Origin of the sequence: Rhodococcus sp. IEGM 1354, from assembly GCF_030056855.1 — a bacterium.
Classification (GTDB): Bacteria; Actinomycetota; Actinomycetes; order Mycobacteriales; family Mycobacteriaceae; genus Rhodococcoides.
The window spans coordinates 207,960-222,741 of the sequence record NZ_JASHKT010000005.1; the positions used below are offsets into that span (position 1 = coordinate 207,960).

The 14,782-nt window shown below is 65.1% G+C and carries 14 protein-coding genes; 2 read left to right on the top strand and 12 right to left on the bottom strand.

Annotation, left to right across the window (positions count from 1 at the left end; all coding sequences use genetic code 11):
- Positions 1–30: 30 nt before the first annotated feature.
- From mutM to QM588_RS13145, 10 genes are all read right to left on the bottom strand, one after another.
- Positions 31–897 carry a bifunctional DNA-formamidopyrimidine glycosylase/DNA-(apurinic or apyrimidinic site) lyase gene (gene mutM, locus QM588_RS13100; RefSeq protein WP_027496673.1) on the bottom strand — a complete coding sequence of 289 codons (867 nt, stop codon included), beginning with the start codon at positions 895–897 and terminating at the stop codon, positions 31–33.
- Positions 897–1,679 carry a ribonuclease III gene (gene rnc, locus QM588_RS13105; RefSeq protein WP_442972924.1) on the bottom strand — a complete coding sequence of 261 codons (783 nt, stop codon included), beginning with the start codon at positions 1,677–1,679 and terminating at the stop codon, positions 897–899. Before rnc ends, mutM begins: the two co-directional genes overlap by 1 nt.
- Positions 1,680–1,705: 26 nt before the next feature.
- Positions 1,706–1,888, bottom strand: a complete 183-nt coding sequence (gene rpmF / locus QM588_RS13110; protein WP_032397784.1) for a 50S ribosomal protein L32 — start codon at positions 1,886–1,888, stop codon at positions 1,706–1,708.
- Positions 1,889–2,497, bottom strand: coding sequence for a YceD family protein (locus tag QM588_RS13115; RefSeq protein ID WP_027496671.1), 609 nt, complete (start codon positions 2,495–2,497; stop codon positions 1,889–1,891). It abuts the gene before it with no gap.
- A gap of 91 nt (positions 2,498–2,588) precedes the next feature.
- Positions 2,589–3,380: a DivIVA domain-containing protein gene (locus QM588_RS13120; RefSeq protein WP_283313877.1), complete on the bottom strand. Its 792-nt coding sequence runs from the start codon at positions 3,378–3,380 to the stop codon at positions 2,589–2,591.
- Positions 3,381–3,531: 151 nt separating this feature from the next.
- Positions 3,532–4,020, bottom strand: coding sequence for a pantetheine-phosphate adenylyltransferase (gene coaD / locus QM588_RS13125; protein ID WP_048318257.1), 489 nt, complete (start codon positions 4,018–4,020; stop codon positions 3,532–3,534).
- 18 nt (positions 4,021–4,038) lie between these two features.
- Positions 4,039–4,653: a 16S rRNA (guanine(966)-N(2))-methyltransferase RsmD gene (rsmD, locus tag QM588_RS13130; RefSeq protein WP_283313880.1), complete on the bottom strand. Its 615-nt coding sequence runs from the start codon at positions 4,651–4,653 to the stop codon at positions 4,039–4,041.
- Positions 4,650–8,066 (bottom strand): pyruvate carboxylase, encoded by a 3,417-nt coding sequence (locus QM588_RS13135; RefSeq protein WP_048318255.1) that lies wholly within the window; start codon positions 8,064–8,066, stop codon positions 4,650–4,652. The genes rsmD and QM588_RS13135 overlap by 4 nt, the downstream gene beginning before the upstream one ends.
- Before the next feature lie 110 nt (positions 8,067–8,176).
- The gene (gene recG, locus QM588_RS13140; protein WP_283313883.1) at positions 8,177–10,456 is read right to left on the bottom strand and encodes an ATP-dependent DNA helicase RecG; all 2,280 of its coding nucleotides are present in this window, start codon (positions 10,454–10,456) and stop codon (positions 8,177–8,179) included.
- Between the two features lie 14 nt (positions 10,457–10,470).
- Positions 10,471–12,138 carry a DAK2 domain-containing protein gene (locus QM588_RS13145; protein WP_283313885.1) on the bottom strand — a complete coding sequence of 556 codons (1,668 nt, stop codon included), beginning with the start codon at positions 12,136–12,138 and terminating at the stop codon, positions 10,471–10,473.
- 283 nt (positions 12,139–12,421) lie between these two features.
- Here QM588_RS13145 and rpmB point away from each other — a divergent pair, with 283 nt between their 5' ends.
- Both rpmB and QM588_RS13155 read left to right on the top strand, forming a co-directional pair.
- Positions 12,422–12,613, top strand: coding sequence for a 50S ribosomal protein L28 (gene rpmB, locus QM588_RS13150; protein WP_008717389.1), 192 nt, complete (start codon positions 12,422–12,424; stop codon positions 12,611–12,613).
- A gap of 145 nt (positions 12,614–12,758) precedes the next feature.
- The gene (locus tag QM588_RS13155) at positions 12,759–13,553 is read left to right on the top strand and encodes an enoyl-CoA hydratase/isomerase family protein (RefSeq protein ID WP_283313886.1); all 795 of its coding nucleotides are present in this window, start codon (positions 12,759–12,761) and stop codon (positions 13,551–13,553) included.
- Positions 13,554–13,558: 5 nt separating this feature from the next.
- Here the strand turns inward: QM588_RS13155 and QM588_RS13160 are convergent, their stop codons facing one another.
- Positions 13,559–14,251 carry a uracil-DNA glycosylase gene (locus tag QM588_RS13160; RefSeq protein WP_283313887.1) on the bottom strand — a complete coding sequence of 231 codons (693 nt, stop codon included), beginning with the start codon at positions 14,249–14,251 and terminating at the stop codon, positions 13,559–13,561.
- The gene (locus QM588_RS13165) at positions 14,248–14,772 is read right to left on the bottom strand and encodes a gamma carbonic anhydrase family protein (protein ID WP_094717607.1); all 525 of its coding nucleotides are present in this window, start codon (positions 14,770–14,772) and stop codon (positions 14,248–14,250) included. Before QM588_RS13165 ends, QM588_RS13160 begins: the two co-directional genes overlap by 4 nt.
- Between the last annotated feature and the right edge of the window lie 10 nt (positions 14,773–14,782).

Below are 14,782 nucleotides of genomic sequence, written 5' to 3' on the forward strand. Positions count from 1 at the left end.
GAGTGGAGCCTGCGGAATGGACTTGTGAGGTCAGGTCCGGAGGTGTCGCGGCCGCGGCTGGCAGGTGGGGCAGCTGAACGAGGAGCGGTTCATGAATTTTTCGCGACGGATCGGTGCGCCGCACCTCGAACAGGGCAGTCCTTCCTGCCCGTAGGCATCGAGCGACCTGTCGAAGTAGCCGGACTGCCCGTTGACGTTGACGTACAGCGCATCGAACGAGGTTCCGCCTTGAGCGAGGGCCTCCCCCATCACCGCGTGGACTCCGGTCAGCAGACGCCGAAGCGCGGGACGCGTCAGTGTTTCTGCGATTCGATTACCGTGAATCTTCGCGCGCCACAACGCTTCGTCTGCGTAGATGTTGCCGACACCGGACAGCACGGTCTGGTCGAGCAGTGCCCGCTTGATCTCGGTGTGCTTGCCGCGCAACACGTTCACCACCGATTCGGCATCGAACAGTGGGTCGATAGGGTCCCGGGCGATATGCGCAACCGGTTCGGGTACCTGGGTTCCGTTCACCGTCACGATCGGAGCGAGTGCCCAACCGCCGAAGGTCCGTTGGTCGACGAAGCGGAGGTCGCTTCCGTCGTCCAGGCGCGCTCGAATTCTCAGGTGCTTCTCGTCCGGAGCAGTGGGAGGTTGCACGAGCATCTGCCCACTCATACCGAGATGCACGACGGTCGCGAAATCGCCGGGTTCCATCACCAGCCACAAGTACTTGCCACGCCGCTGGGCCGAGGCGATGCGCTGACCCTGCAATTGGCCGATCAGATCGAGGCCGCCGAGGTCGTGTCGCCGTACGGCGCGAGGATGCAGTACCTCCACCGAGCGCACCGTCTTGCCGACCACGTGGGATTCCAGGCCGAGCCTGACCACCTCGACCTCAGGCAGTTCGGGCATCAGGAAGAGTCGGATGCGGAGTCGGCAACGACAGGATTCTCGTTGTTCGACAACGAGTTCCATGCCGTGCTGGCAGCCTTCTGCTCGGCTTCCTTCTTCGACCGGCCCACCCCGACGCCGCGCGGGAATCCGCCGACGAGCACAGTGGCCGTGAATTCTTTGTCGTGGTCGGGTCCGGTGGACGAGATCTCGTACGCGGGGACACCCAGCGCACGTTCCGCGGTCAACTCCTGCAGGCTGGTCTTCCAATCCAGACCCGCACCGAGCTTGGGAGCCCGGTCGAGCAGACCGGCGAACAGCGTCAGAACCACGGTGCGGGCAACGTCGATTCCGTGTTGCAGGTGGATGGCACCCAGCAAGGACTCCATGCCGTCGGCCAGAATGCTGGGCTTGTCGCGCCCGCCGGTCTGCTCTTCGCCCTTACCCAGCAACAGATGACGACCGAGGCCGCCGTCACCGAGATCGCGAGCCACCTCGGCGAGCGCATGCATGTTGACCACGCTGGCCCTGATCTTGGCCAGCTGACCTTCGGACTTGGTGGGGTGCACCGCGTAGAGGTGCTCGGTGACCGCCAAGCCGAGCACGGAGTCGCCCAGGAACTCGAGCCGCTCGTTGGTCGGCAGACCACCGTGCTCGTAGGCGAACGACCGGTGCGTCAGAGCGAGCGTCAACAAGGGTTCGGACAGAGAAACACCGATAGCGGCGAGGAGCGACTCTCGGTCGTCCCCGCCGCTGACGGCAGTGGAGCTATTGTTCTGTGGCCCGCCGTTGTGTCGGTCCACTACTTCGTTTGTCACCTGAGCGGGAATCAGACCGCTGCGACGACCTGGCGGCCCTTGTAGGTACCGCACGAAGGGCACGCGATGTGGGGCAGCGTCTTCTCGCCGCAACCACGGTTGGGGCACGTCACGAGGGTGGGCGCAGTGGTTTTCCACTGTGCACGACGCGACCTCGTGTTGGAACGCGACATTTTGCGCTTCGGGACAGCCACTTACTTCTCCTCGGCTTCGTTGTTCACAAGTTCTGTGCTCGGTTCTGGATCCACGCCAAATTTGGCTGCAAGTCCAGCCCAGCGAGGATCAATTGTATCGTGACTGTGGCCGGATTCAGCAATCGCCAGGCGAACGCCGCATTCTGGGCACAATCCCTCGCACTCGTCACTGCAGACGGGGTGGAGTGGAAGCTCCAAACCGACCGCGTCGACGATGACGGGTTCGAGATCTATCAGGTCGTCGACGATGCGGTGAATCTCGTCCGCATCCGTCGTCTCCTCGGTGATGCTGTTCGGGTACGCGAACAGCTCGGTCAGGTAGACGTCGACATTGCCAGTGACCGGATCGAGGCAGCGCGTGCACTCACCGGCCGTGGCAGCTCGCACGGAACCGGTGACGAGTACGCCCTCCGAGACCGCCTGCAACTGCAGATCGAGCGAGACCGGGACACCGGCTTCGATGGCTATGGCATCGAGGCCGATTCGGGAAGGAGCCGGAACCGTCCGCTCGATGGTCTTCGTCGACCCGGGTCGACGACCGAGGTTGAGAATGTCCAGAACGAATCCTGCGTCCAGCTCAGGACGCGTCGTTCTCTTGGGCGGGGGCACGGCTGATCTTCCTTACTGTCGGTGTGCCTACTGTCGGTAAGCAACCACACAACGATACGCATCTGCGCATATGTGAGCAAATCCTGACGGGTCAGTGCCTGCTACGCCGTCCCTGGTCTGCACTTCCGTACGCGGCGTCGCCATACGGCTCGTTGCCGTAGTCCGGGACGCCCGAGCCGGTGCGCAGCTGCTGCCGACCGCGACCCACCGACCGAATGGTGCCGCTGAGGAACTCCTCGAACTCTGCAAGCTTGGTGTCGACGTAGACGTCGCATTCGCTCCGCATCCGATCGGATTCGGCATGCGCGCTGTCGATCACCCGAGCCGACTCGGCGCGGGCCGCCTGAACGACCTCGGTCTCCGAGACGAGCCGGTTCTGTTCGGCGGTGCCGTCTGCGACCGACCGCTCGTACGATGCCGTACCGGACTCGATCATCCGATCGGCCTCGGTGCGAGCGCGAACGGTCAGTGCCTCGTACTCACGCTGACCCTCGAGAACGGTTCGCTCGGCCTCCGCTTCGGCATCGGCCACCAGCTGATCGGCGTGCGCCGACGCTTCGGACACCATGCGATCGGCCTGAGCTTTGGCGTCGGCAAGAATTCGGTCCGCCGAGTCGCGTGCGTTCTCCACCGTGTCCTGGGCTTCGGCGTTCGCACTGGTGACGGTCTTCTCCGCCGTCGCCCGCGCATCACCCACCAGCTTGTCGCGATGGTCCAGAACGTCCTGCGCGTCGTCGAGCTCGCCGGGGATGGCGTCTCGGACGTCGTCGAGCAGTTCCAGGACATCGCCGCGAGGGACGACGCACCCGGCAGTCATCGGAACGCCGCGCGCCTCCTCGACAATGGCGACGAGCTCGTCGAGCGCCTCGAATACGCGGTACACCGGTTACCCCAATCGTCGAATCTGCCACCGTGAACGCATCTGCTCCGCAGACGACACCCACAGCTCTTCGCTGCTCAGTCTGCCTGCCGAAACGCCGGTCTGCGCTATACCCACCCGGTGTGTCGCCCTTTCGAACCACTGCGCCATCGAACTACTGGGCGGCACGCTCGGCGATACGCGACATCAACCGGTCCTGCACGAACGGCGGCAACATACCGGTGACGTCTCCCCCGAACGTGGCCACCTCCTTGACCAACGAGCTCGACAGAAAACTGTGCGCCGGATTCGCAGGCAGGAACACCGTGTCCACTCCGGTCAGCGTCCGGTTCATCTGCGCCATCTGCAACTCGTAATCGAAGTCGACAGCACTACGAAGACCTTTCACGATCGCCGAAAAGCCCTCTTGCCGTGCGTAATCGACCAGCAGGCCGTACCACGAACCGACCCGAACATTGGGCAGATGCTCCGTCGCGACCTCGAGCATCTCTATCCGCTCCTCGACGCTGAACATGCCCTTCTTGCTCTTGTTCACCATCACCGTCACCACCACCTCGTCGAAGGCGGCCGCCGCGCGCTCGAAAATATCCAGGTGGCCGACGGTCACCGGGTCGAAGGATCCAGGACACAGTGCGCCAGTCATGCCCGCGAACCTATCAGCTCAGCCAGGCCATTCCGCAGGCTCCACTCCTGACCACTTCGGCCATTCCGCAGGCTCCACTCCTGACCGGATTGCGATCTCGATTCGGCTCTCGCCGTACTTCTTCGACTTCTCCGGCACGAGCCCGGTCGGCCACACGGTCTCCGGCGAACGCGACGACCGTTCCAGCACCACCACCGCATCGACCGAGAGCCATCCCCCGCTCACGAGCCGCTCCAGGAGGCCGGCCACGGCGGTGTCCGTGACGGCGTACGGAGGATCTGCCAACACCAGGTCGTAGGCCGCGTCGGCGGCACCGGCCAGGACCGAGGCCACCGGCGCGCACTTGACCGAAGCTCCGGTCAGGCCGACCGACTCGATGTTCTTGCGCACCACCGCGGCCGCCCGTGCGTCGGATTCGACCAGCACCGCCGACGCGGCCCCACGTGAGAGTGCTTCGAGTCCGAGCGCACCCGACCCTGCGAACAGATCCAACACCACGGCCCCGTCGAGCTCCATCCGACTTTCGAGCGCACTGAACAGTGCCTCTCGAACCCGCTCCGACGTGGGCCGGGTGCCTTGGCCGGGGACCGCCAGTCGGCGACCACCGGCAACGCCCGCGACGATCCGGGTCATTCGCTCCCGGCCTCTTCGCCCGTCGACCCCCCACCGATGACGACGAGCAGATCGCCGCCCTCCACCTGCTGAACGCCCGAGATCGCCAGACGAGTGACCGAGCCGCCCCGCGGTGCGGTGATCGCTGCCTCCATCTTCATCGCTTCGATCGTGGCAATGGTGTCGCCGGCCGAGATCTTCTGGCCCTCCTCGACCGCCAGGGTGACCACGCCGGCGAACGGAGCCGGAATGTGTCCGGAGTTGGAGCGGTCTGCTTTCTCGACCGTGGGTGCTTCGCTCGCGATGGACCGATCGCGCACCGACACCGGACGTAGCTGCCCGTTGAGAATGCACATGACGGTGCGCATACCGCGTTCGTCCGGGTCGGAGATCGCTTCGAGTCCGATGAGCAGTTCGACGCCCTTCTCGAGCGTGACTCGATGCTCCTCGCCCTGACGCAGGCCGTAGAAGAACTGGTTGGCTGACAGTCGGGTCGTGTCGCCGTACTTTTCGCGATGAGCTTCGAGTTCTGCTGTCGGGCCAGGAAAGAGCAATCGATTGAGAGTGGTACGGCGTTGCGCCGACGTCCCGTCGAGGTTCTTTTCGTCCTCGTCGGTCAGCGGCGTCACCGGCTTGCCCGCACCTCGGCCTTCGAGCGCCTTGGTGCGCAACGGCTCGGGCCAGCCACCGGCGGGTGTTCCCAGATCGCCGCGTAGGAACCCGACAACGGAATCGGGGATGTCGTACCGGCTGGGGTCCTCGGCGAATTCCTCGGCGGACGCATTCGCACCCACGAGCGCAAGAGCCAGATCGCCGACGACCTTCGAGCTCGGCGTCACCTTGGTCAACCGACCCAACATACGATCGGCCGCAGCGTAATTGGCTTCGACCGTCTCGAAGCGATCACCGAGACCGAGCGAAATAGCCTGTTGCCGTAGGTTCGACAATTGACCGCCCGGAATTTCGTGGGTGTACACGCGACCCGTCGGTGCCGGCAGTCCGGACTCGAAGGGCGCGTACACCTTTCGTACGGCCTCCCAGTACGGCTCCAGGTCGCAGACGGCCTGCAGATCGAGACCGGTGTCACGCTCGGTGTGCGCCGCCGCAGCGACGATCGCCGACAGCGCGGGCTGACTGGTGGTTCCCGCCATCGCAGCACAGGCACCGTCGACCGCGTCGGCTCCGGCTTCCCAGGCTGCGAGATACGTCGCGAGCTGTCCGCCGGGAGTGTCGTGGGTGTGCACGTGTACCGGCAGGTCGAAGTTGGACCGCAACGCCGTCACCAAGGTCTTGGCCGCGGGGGCACGCAGCAGACCTGCCATGTCCTTGATGGCCAGCACGTGCGCGCCGGCCTCGACGATCTGCTCGGCCAACTTCAGGTAGTAGTCGAGCGTGTACAGGTTCTCGTTCGGATTCGACAGATCGCCGGTGTAACTCAAGGCCACTTCGGCGATGGCCGTACCGGTTTCGCGCACTGCATCGATCGCCGGACGCATCTGATCGACGTTGTTGAGCGCATCGAAGATACGGAAGATGTCGATTCCGGTGTCGGTGGCCTCGGCAACGAAGCTACGAGTGACCTTCTCCGGGTACGGGGTGTATCCGACGGTGTTCCTACCACGCAGCAACATCTGAATCGCGATGTTGGGCACGGCTTCTCGCAGGCTCGCCAACCGCTCCCACGGATCCTCGTGCAGGAAGCGCAACGCCACATCGTACGTCGCCCCACCCCAGGCCTCGATCGAGAGCAACTGCGGCGTCGTTCGCGCCACGTACGGCGCAACGCCGAGCAGACCACTGGTGCGCACGCGCGTTGCCAACAACGACTGATGGGCATCACGGAACGTGGTGTCGGTGACACCGAGCGCCTTCTGATTGCGCAGATCGCGGGCGAACCCCTCCGGCCCGAGCGCCAGCAGCCGTTGCCGGGAGCCGTCGGGAATGGGAGCCGAGAAGTCTATGTCGGGCAGCTTGTCGTGCGGGTACACCGGCGAGGGACGTTCCCCGTGCGGCTTGTTGACCGTCACGTCGGCCAGGTAAGTGAGGATCTTGGTGCCACGGTCACCCGAGGAACGCGACGTCAGCAGTTCCGGACGTTCCTCGATGAAGGAGGTGGTGACGCGTCCTGCGGTGAAATCGGGGTCGACCAGAACCGCTTGCAGGAACGGGATGTTCGTCGCGACACCGCGAATTCTGAACTCCGCCACCGCACGTCGGGCTCGCGCCACGGCAGTGTCGAAGTCGCGGCCACGACAGGTGAGCTTGACGAGCATCGAGTCGAAGTAGGCACCGACCTCGGCACCCAACGTCGTGCCACCGTCGAGGCGTACTCCGGCACCGCCCGGGGTGCGGTAGGCAGTGATGCGGCCGACGTCGGGCCGGAATCCGTTGGCGGGATCCTCGGTGGTGATGCGGCACTGCAACGCCGCGCCGCGCAACACGATGTTCTCCTGCTGCAATCCCAGGTCCGCCAACGTCTCGCCGGAGGCGATGCGCAACTGCGACTGCACCAGGTCCACATCGGTCACCTCTTCGGTGACCGTGTGCTCCACCTGAATTCGCGGATTCATCTCGATGAAGACGTGATTGCCACGGGTATCGAGCAGGAACTCGACGGTACCGGCGCAGGAATAGCCGATCTGCTTGGCGAACGCCACGGCGTCGGCGCAGATCTTCTCGCGCAGTTCCTGCGGCAGGTTGGGCGCCGGTGCCAACTCGATCACCTTCTGGTGTCGACGCTGCACACTGCAATCGCGCTCGAAGAGATGGACGACGTTGCCTTGGCCGTCCGCAAGGATCTGTACCTCGATATGACGGGGATCGATCACTGCCTGCTCGAGGAACACTGTCGCATCGCCGAAGGCCGACTCCGCTTCGCGCGCAGCAGCTTCGATGGACTCGCGTAGTTGCGCAGGCTCGGCCACGCGACGCATTCCGCGACCACCGCCACCTGCAACGGCCTTGACGAACAGCGGGAATGTCATGGATTCGGATGCCGCGACCAATTCGTCGATATCGGCGGAGGGCTCAGAGGACGCCAGAACCGGTAGCCCCGCGGCCTTGGCAGCGGCGATCGCACGCGCCTTGTTGCCGGTCAGCTCGAGGACATCGGCGGAGGGGCCGACGAACGTGATGCCCGCCTCCACACACGCAGCGGCGAGATCCGGGTTCTCGGAAAGGAATCCGTAGCCGGGGTACACAGCATCGGCACCGCTGCGCTTGGCGGCGGCGACGATCTCGTCGACCGAGAGATACGCCCGAACGGGATGACCCTTCTCCCCGATCTGGTAAGCCTCGTCGGCCTTCGTTCGGTGCACCGAGTTTCGATCCTCGAACGGGAACACCGCCACCGTCGAGGCACCGAGTTCGTAGGACGCACGGAAGGCACGGATAGCGATCTCGCCGCGGTTGGCAACCAAAACTTTGGAGAACATTGGCTCAACTTACCCGGCAGCGGGAGCCCCGGAGGTGTACTGATCTCACGATGCGGGAACTTTTGTTCAATTTCGGCTACTGAAACGGTGCAGTGCGCACTGCGACGGTGTCAGGACTTGTCGAGGTAGTCGATTCTGTCGGATCGCCACGCCGAACGCATCATCGACGCGATGCCGGGATTGTCGGCCAGAGACGGGTCCAGCGCGAACAACGACCGCGCACAATCCTGGGCGTCGGAAATGATGTCCTCGTCGTCGATGAACGAGAGCAACCGCAGTCCGGTCACGGTGCCCGACTGTGCGGCTCCCAACACGTCACCTTCTCGGCGGGTCGCCAGGTCCAGTTTGGCGAGCTCGAACCCGTCGTTGGTGGCGGCCACAGCCTCGAGCCGAGCGAACGACCCGCCGCCCGGGCTGAGCCAGCTGATCATGATGCACAGCCCCTGATGCCCGCCACGGCCGATTCGCCCACGCAGCTGGTGGAGCTGGCTGACGCCGAAGCGGTCTGCATCCATGATCACCATCACCGTGGCGTTGGGTACATCCACGCCCACCTCGACCACCGTCGTGCAGACGAGCACGTCGATCTCACCCGCGTTGAATTCCGACATGGTGATGTCTTTGTCGTCACCGGACAGTCGACCGTGCAGCAGCCCCACCCGCAGATCTGCCATCGCTCCGGAGGAGAGCGTCTCGTAGAGATCCACTGCGGCCGTGGTCTCCGGCCCGTCCTCCACTTTCGGCGCAGCCTTCTTCGCCGCTCCGCCCTTCTTGCCCGTGTCCGCATCCTCGCCGTCACCGATACGAGAGCAGACCACGTAAGCCTGCCGGCCCGCTGCGACCTCCTCGCGTATCCGCTGCCAGGCTCGATCCACCCATCCCGGTTTGGTTCTGGCCGGAACGACGTTGCTGACGATCGGCGACCTGCCGCGCGGAAGCTCCGTCAGTACGGACGTTTCCAGGTCTCCCAGTGTCGACATCGCGATCGTGCGCGGAATCGGTGTCGCCGTCATGACCAGGAGGTGCGGACTGGTGTTTCCACGAGCCTTCGCGCGCAGGGCATCTCGCTGCTCCACACCGAATCTGTGCTGCTCGTCCACGACAACCATGGCGAGGTCGAGGAACTCGACCCGATCCTCGATGAGAGCATGGGTGCCGATGACGATCCCGGCATCACCTGTCACGGCATCGAGCAGGGCAGATCGCTTGGCCGCAGTGGACATCGAACCCGTCAGTAGAGCCACCTTGGTGGCCAGCTCGTGCGATCCCAGCTCGCCACCGGCGGCCAGCGTGCCGAGCATCGATCGAATCGATCGGGCGTGTTGGGAGGCAAGCACTTCCGTCGGTGCCAACAGTGCGCACTGGTGTCCGGCGTCGATCACCTGCAGCATGGCCCGCAACGCGACGATGGTCTTACCCGAGCCGACCTCGCCCTGCAACAGTCGCGACATCGGATGCGGACCCGACAGGTCGTTGGCGATCTCTGCAGCAACCTGGTGCTGACCGGCTGTCAACTCGAACGGCAGCCGGCGATCGAACTCCGCCGCGATGCCGTCGGTGATCGGTGGGCACCGTGCGGCTACCCGGTCGGACGCGTCGCGTCGTCGGTCCGCGAGTACCAATTGGACAGCCAATGCCTCGTCGAACTTCAATCGTTCCCGGGCAGCGTCCTTGTCCGCCGCAGTATCGGGAAAGTGGACCGAACGCAGCGCGGCGTCGATGTCGATGAGGCCACGCTCGCGGCGCACCGATTCCGGCAGCGGATCGACCACGTCGTCCAGCTGGTCGAGTACCTGCCGAACGCAGCGCATGAATGTCCAGCTCTCGACATCCTTCGCCGCGGGATAGATAGGTACGAAGGCGCGGTCGAACACCGACATGTCGACGGCTCCCGACGAATCGACCGAGCCGCGCGCCAGACCGGCCAGCGTGCCACCGCCGACGATGCGACCCGCGGGGACGATCGCCCCGTCGTTGTCGTCGCCCCCGAGGATCACGTAGCTGGGGTGTGTGAGGTTCCACCGCCGACCGAAATACTTGACCTTGCCCGAGAACATGCCCCGCCGCCCGGGCACGACCACGTGTTTGAGCTTGTGCGGGCTGAAGAACGTGGCTTCGATCCGCTGCCCGTCGGCCGCAAGGGTGACGGCAAGGAACTGGCCGTTGCGGTTCTTCATCGAACGCAGGGTGGCCGATTCCACGGTGGCGACGATGGTGATGTGTTCCCCCTCGGGGGGTTCCTTCTCACCGAGCTCGGAACCGTGTGTCATGTAGCGATGCGGGTAGTGCCGCAGCAGGTCTTCGACGGTATGGATGCCGAACACGTCGGCCAGCGGTGCCGCAGCCGCCGCTCCGAGCACATCGTCGAGTCGATCCACCAGCGTTGCCATAGTTCCGAGATTCCCTATTCCACTCCGAATTGCACGAGATCCCCGGGCTGTCCGCCCGGGTAGACCACCACCTCGACACCGGGATGCGCTCCCGCCACATAGTCGGCGAGCCGAACTCCGAGATCCGCGGGAGCCAGCGCCCCGAGCAGCGCCGTCACCATCTCCCCGCCGGTGGCCAACAGCTGGTCCAGCAATCGGCACCCGGCATCGAGCGAATACTCGGCAACGATCACCACTTCCTGCCCGGCCAGACCGAGACAGTCACCCGGCTCGCACATGCCAACCCAGGTAAGCGAGCGTTGCTCGGCGATGCGCAGCGAACCCCACCTCGTCCCCGCCGCAGCCTCGGACATCGCGAACGCGTCGTCGACGGCGGCTCTGGCGGCGTCGTGCACCGCGAGCGCAGCCAACCCCTGCACCATCGCCGAGCACGGCAACATGGACACGTCCTTGCCGTCTGCCCTGGCCGCGGCACCGACGGCAACGAGCTCCTGAGCGGACAGCGCCCCGTTCGGCAGCACAAGAACCTCACGATGCTTCATGCCCACGATGGCGCGATGCAACACCGACGAATCGATGGGCTCGTCGCATCGCACCACCGTCGCACCTTCCTGTACGTAGAGGGCCGCGGCACCGTCACCGGCGACCAGGGCCAAAATATCGCGACCCACCGACATCGCCTCGGGCTCGTGCTCACCGACGTTGGCGTCGACGGCGTACTCGGCCAGTCCGAAACACGAGATGCGCACTCCTCGAATACTTCCCGCCGCGATCCCGCACTCGACGGCACCGCCGGGGTCGGTGGTGTGCACATGAGCGGAGTACGCCCCGGAGCCGTCTCCGGCGACCACGACCGAATCGCCGAGGTCCGACAGCGCTGCACTCAGCGCCGCCGCGCGGGTGTCGTCGATGCCGGGGACGACGTAGAGAACCTCGTAGCCGAGCGGCCGGGACTGCGAGTGAGTCGTCGCCCCGTCGGAGGCTCCGGGTGCGTTCGATACACCGTCCTCGATCACCCGTTCGTGGTCCTGAGGACGGCGATAGCGCCGCCTCGGCGGGGTGCGACCGGTCACGACCTCGACCAACGCGTCGAAGATCACCGACAACCCCAGCGCCCCCGCATCCACGACGCCCGCCTCTCGCAACGGTGCGAGTTGGTCCGTCGTGCGATCGAGAGCGCGAGCGGTGGCCTCGGCGATATCGACCACCAGCGTGGCCAGATCGACGTTCGCGTCGTGGGCAGCGGCCTCGTGGGCAGCGGCTTCGAGCACCGTGAGCATGGTTCCTTCGGCGGGGACACTGACCGCGCCCGCCACCAGAACTCGTGCACGCCGCAACATGGCCTGGATCGACACGGTGTCGAGCGGACCGTCGGCTGCGGCCTCACCCACCGCGCGCAGGAGCTGAGAGACGATGACCCCGGAATTTCCTCGCGCACCCGATACGGCTCCCACCGCCAGAGCCCGTCCGATCGCGCCCGCGCCTGCGGCCGGCCCGGCACTGCGCATGGACTCGACCGCAGCCCGGAACGTGAACATCAGGTTGGTGCCGGTATCGGAGTCCGGAATGGGAAAGACGTTCAGTGCGTCGATCTCGTCACATCGAGCAGTGAGGGAATCCACGCAGCGATAGGCCCACCGGCGCAGGCCCGAGGCATCGATGGATTCGAGTACGTCGACCACCTCGAGCGCCTCCCCTGCGTTCCGTCCGTACCTGCGCCCGGGCCCGATGATGCCGGCCGCGGACAGTGCCCGAAGCTTAGTCGGGCAGAATCGTCAGCGCGGCGCGCGTGAGCCGGTACACCTCGTCTGCGGTGGCGGTTTGGTGATTGGGTGGGACGCCGCTATTCTTGCAGGGTTGCCTCGAGGCGATCTTCACGCATTGCAATCCTTGCATCTGCTCGTAGTTCGTTTCGATGTCTTCGACCACATGTAACGCTCAACATCTAACAAGGAGTTCGCGACTATGGCTGCCGTCTGCGACGTATGCGCCAAGGGGCCCGGCTTCGGTAAGTCGGTCTCGCACTCGCACCGACGGACCAACCGTCGTTGGAACCCGAACATTCAGACCGTTCACGCTCAGGTTGCGCCTGGCAACTCCAAGCGCATGAACGTGTGCACCTCCTGCTTGAAGGCAGGCAAGGTGGTTCGGGGCTGATTTCGGCCCCGCTCTTCGATTTCCTCCACGGCCTCGACCGCGTGCGAGAACTGTGCCCCGCATCCACTCGGATGCGGGGCACAGTTGTCTGTCCATCCGGCAGCGCATTCGGGCAAACAGTTGGACGTCCGATAGAGTGCCGAACGTGACTCATTCGGACAGCGAAAGCTCGAGCAAGGTCAGCATCGAGGACGGGGTGCTCCGCATCGTCGTCGCCACCGAGGCGGGCGGTTCCTCGCTCGACCTGGACGGCATCACCTCGGGAACGCAGGCGCTGCACGAGGTGAACACCGGTGCCACGTCTATCGGAAGCGTCCTGCTCATCGGCCGGGGGCCGAACTTCTGCGCCGGCGGCAACGTACGGGACTTCGCCGGTGCCGACGATCGCGGTGCCTTCGTCGGGTCGGTTGCCGATGCGTTCCACGCCTTCGTTCGCGAACTGGCAGCAGTGACGGTTCCGATCGTCGCCGGGGTACACGGCTGGGCGGCCGGTGCCGGCATGAGCCTGGTCTGCCTCACCGACATCGCGATCGGTGGCCCGTCGACCAAGCTTCGACCGGCCTACCCCGCCATCGGCTTCACGCCGGACGGTGGCATGTCCTGGACCCTGCCCCGCATCGTCGGGTCCGGCCACGCAATGGACATCCTGTTGAACGATTCGATTCTCAACGGCGAGGATGCGGTGCGCCTCGGAATACTCAGCCGCCTCGTGGGCGACGACTTCGTCGACAGCGAGGCCGAACGATTGGCCCGAACCCTCGCCGTCGGACCCACCTCGGCGTATCAGGGAATCAAGAAGCTACTCGCGGCGTCCGACACCGCTACTCTGGCAGAGCAATTGGATGCCGAGGCCGCCTCGATCTCGGCGGCCGCAGTCTCACCTGCAGGAGTAGAAGGCGTCGACGCATTCGTCGAGAAGCGTCGTCCCGATTTTTCCTGAGCCGGTCACGGCAACGTCCAGTCGATCGGTTCGTCCCCGCCCTCGACCAGCAATTCGTTGGCGCGACTGAAGGGCTTGGATCCGAAGAATCCCCGTGACGCGGACAGCGGTGACGGATGGGCCGACTCGATGTACGGCACCGATCCCAGCATGGGTTCAAGCGTCGCCGCGTCACGGCCCCAGAGAATCGCCACCAGGCCAGGAGCCCGGGGATCCTCGGCTCTGGCGACAAGAGCACGAATTGCCTGCTCCGTCACCGCTTCCCAGCCTTTTTTGCGGTGCGACGCCGCTGCGGACGGTTCGACCGTGAGCACTCGGTTGAGCAGCATCACACCCTGCTCCGCCCACGGCGTGAGATCACCGTTGCTGGGTGTCGGCAGACCGAGATCGTCCGAGTATTCCTTGAAGATGTTGGCCAGACTGCGTGGAACGGGACGCACGTCGGGGGCGACCGAGAAGCTCAGCCCCACTGCATGACCCGGGGTCGGGTACGGGTCCTGGCCGACGATCAGCACCCGAACCCGGTCGAACGGGTACCGAAAAGCACGCAGAACGTTCTCACCGGCCGGGAGGTAGTGCTTTCCGGCGGCGAGCTCGGCTCGCAGAAAGTCGCCCATCGCAGCAACATTCGTCTCGACCGGAGCCAAGGCACGGGCCCAACCCGGATCTACGCTCTCGGCGAGCGAGCGGGCCGTCACCGGTCGATCCGGCGCAGCGCGTCGCGGTAGTACGCGGCGTTCGCGGAGTACATCTGCACGTTGATGTCGACGTGCCCCTCCGGAACCTCGAAGCCCTCACGGATTTTCGCGGGAACACCGAGCGCCATGCTGCGTTCGGGAACGACGAACTTGAACGGCACCACCGCACCCGCACCCACGATGGAGCCGGCCCCGATCTTCGAGCCGTTGAGCACCACGGAACCCGATGCAATGAGGCAGTTGTCTCCGATGGTCGCACCCTCGACATGTGCGTTGTGACCGAGAACGCATCCGGCACCGATCACGGTCGCGTCGATGGGGGTGCAGTGGATGACGGTCCCGTCCTGGATGTTGGTGCCCGCACCGACGGAGATCGTGCCGTAATCGGCTCGGAGCACGGCCGTCGGCCACACCGACGAGCCGGCCGCCAGGGTCACCGCTCCGATGACGACAGCATCGGGATGGACATAGGCGTCCGGGTGAATATCGGGTTCGCGGTCGCCGAGCGCGTAGATAGCCATCCTTGCAACT

Bases quoted from the DNA above. Each gene is read 5' to 3' on its own strand.
- mutM (WP_027496673.1), bottom strand. From the start codon at position 897: ATGCCCGAACTGCCTGAGGTCGAGGTGGTCAGGCTCGGCCTGGAATCC.
- coaD (WP_048318257.1), bottom strand. From the start codon at position 4,020: ATGACTGGCGCACTGTGTCCTGGATCCTTCGACCCGGTGACCGTCGGC.
- rsmD (WP_283313880.1), bottom strand. From the start codon at position 4,653: ATGACCCGGATCGTCGCGGGCGTTGCCGGTGGTCGCCGACTGGCGGTC.
- QM588_RS13135 (WP_048318255.1), bottom strand. From the start codon at position 8,066: ATGTTCTCCAAAGTTTTGGTTGCCAACCGCGGCGAGATCGCTATCCGT.
- recG (WP_283313883.1), bottom strand. From the start codon at position 10,456: ATGGCAACGCTGGTGGATCGACTCGACGATGTGCTCGGAGCGGCGGCT.
- rpmB (WP_008717389.1), top strand. From the start codon at position 12,422: ATGGCTGCCGTCTGCGACGTATGCGCCAAGGGGCCCGGCTTCGGTAAG.
- QM588_RS13165 (WP_094717607.1), bottom strand. From the start codon at position 14,772: ATGGCTATCTACGCGCTCGGCGACCGCGAACCCGATATTCACCCGGAC.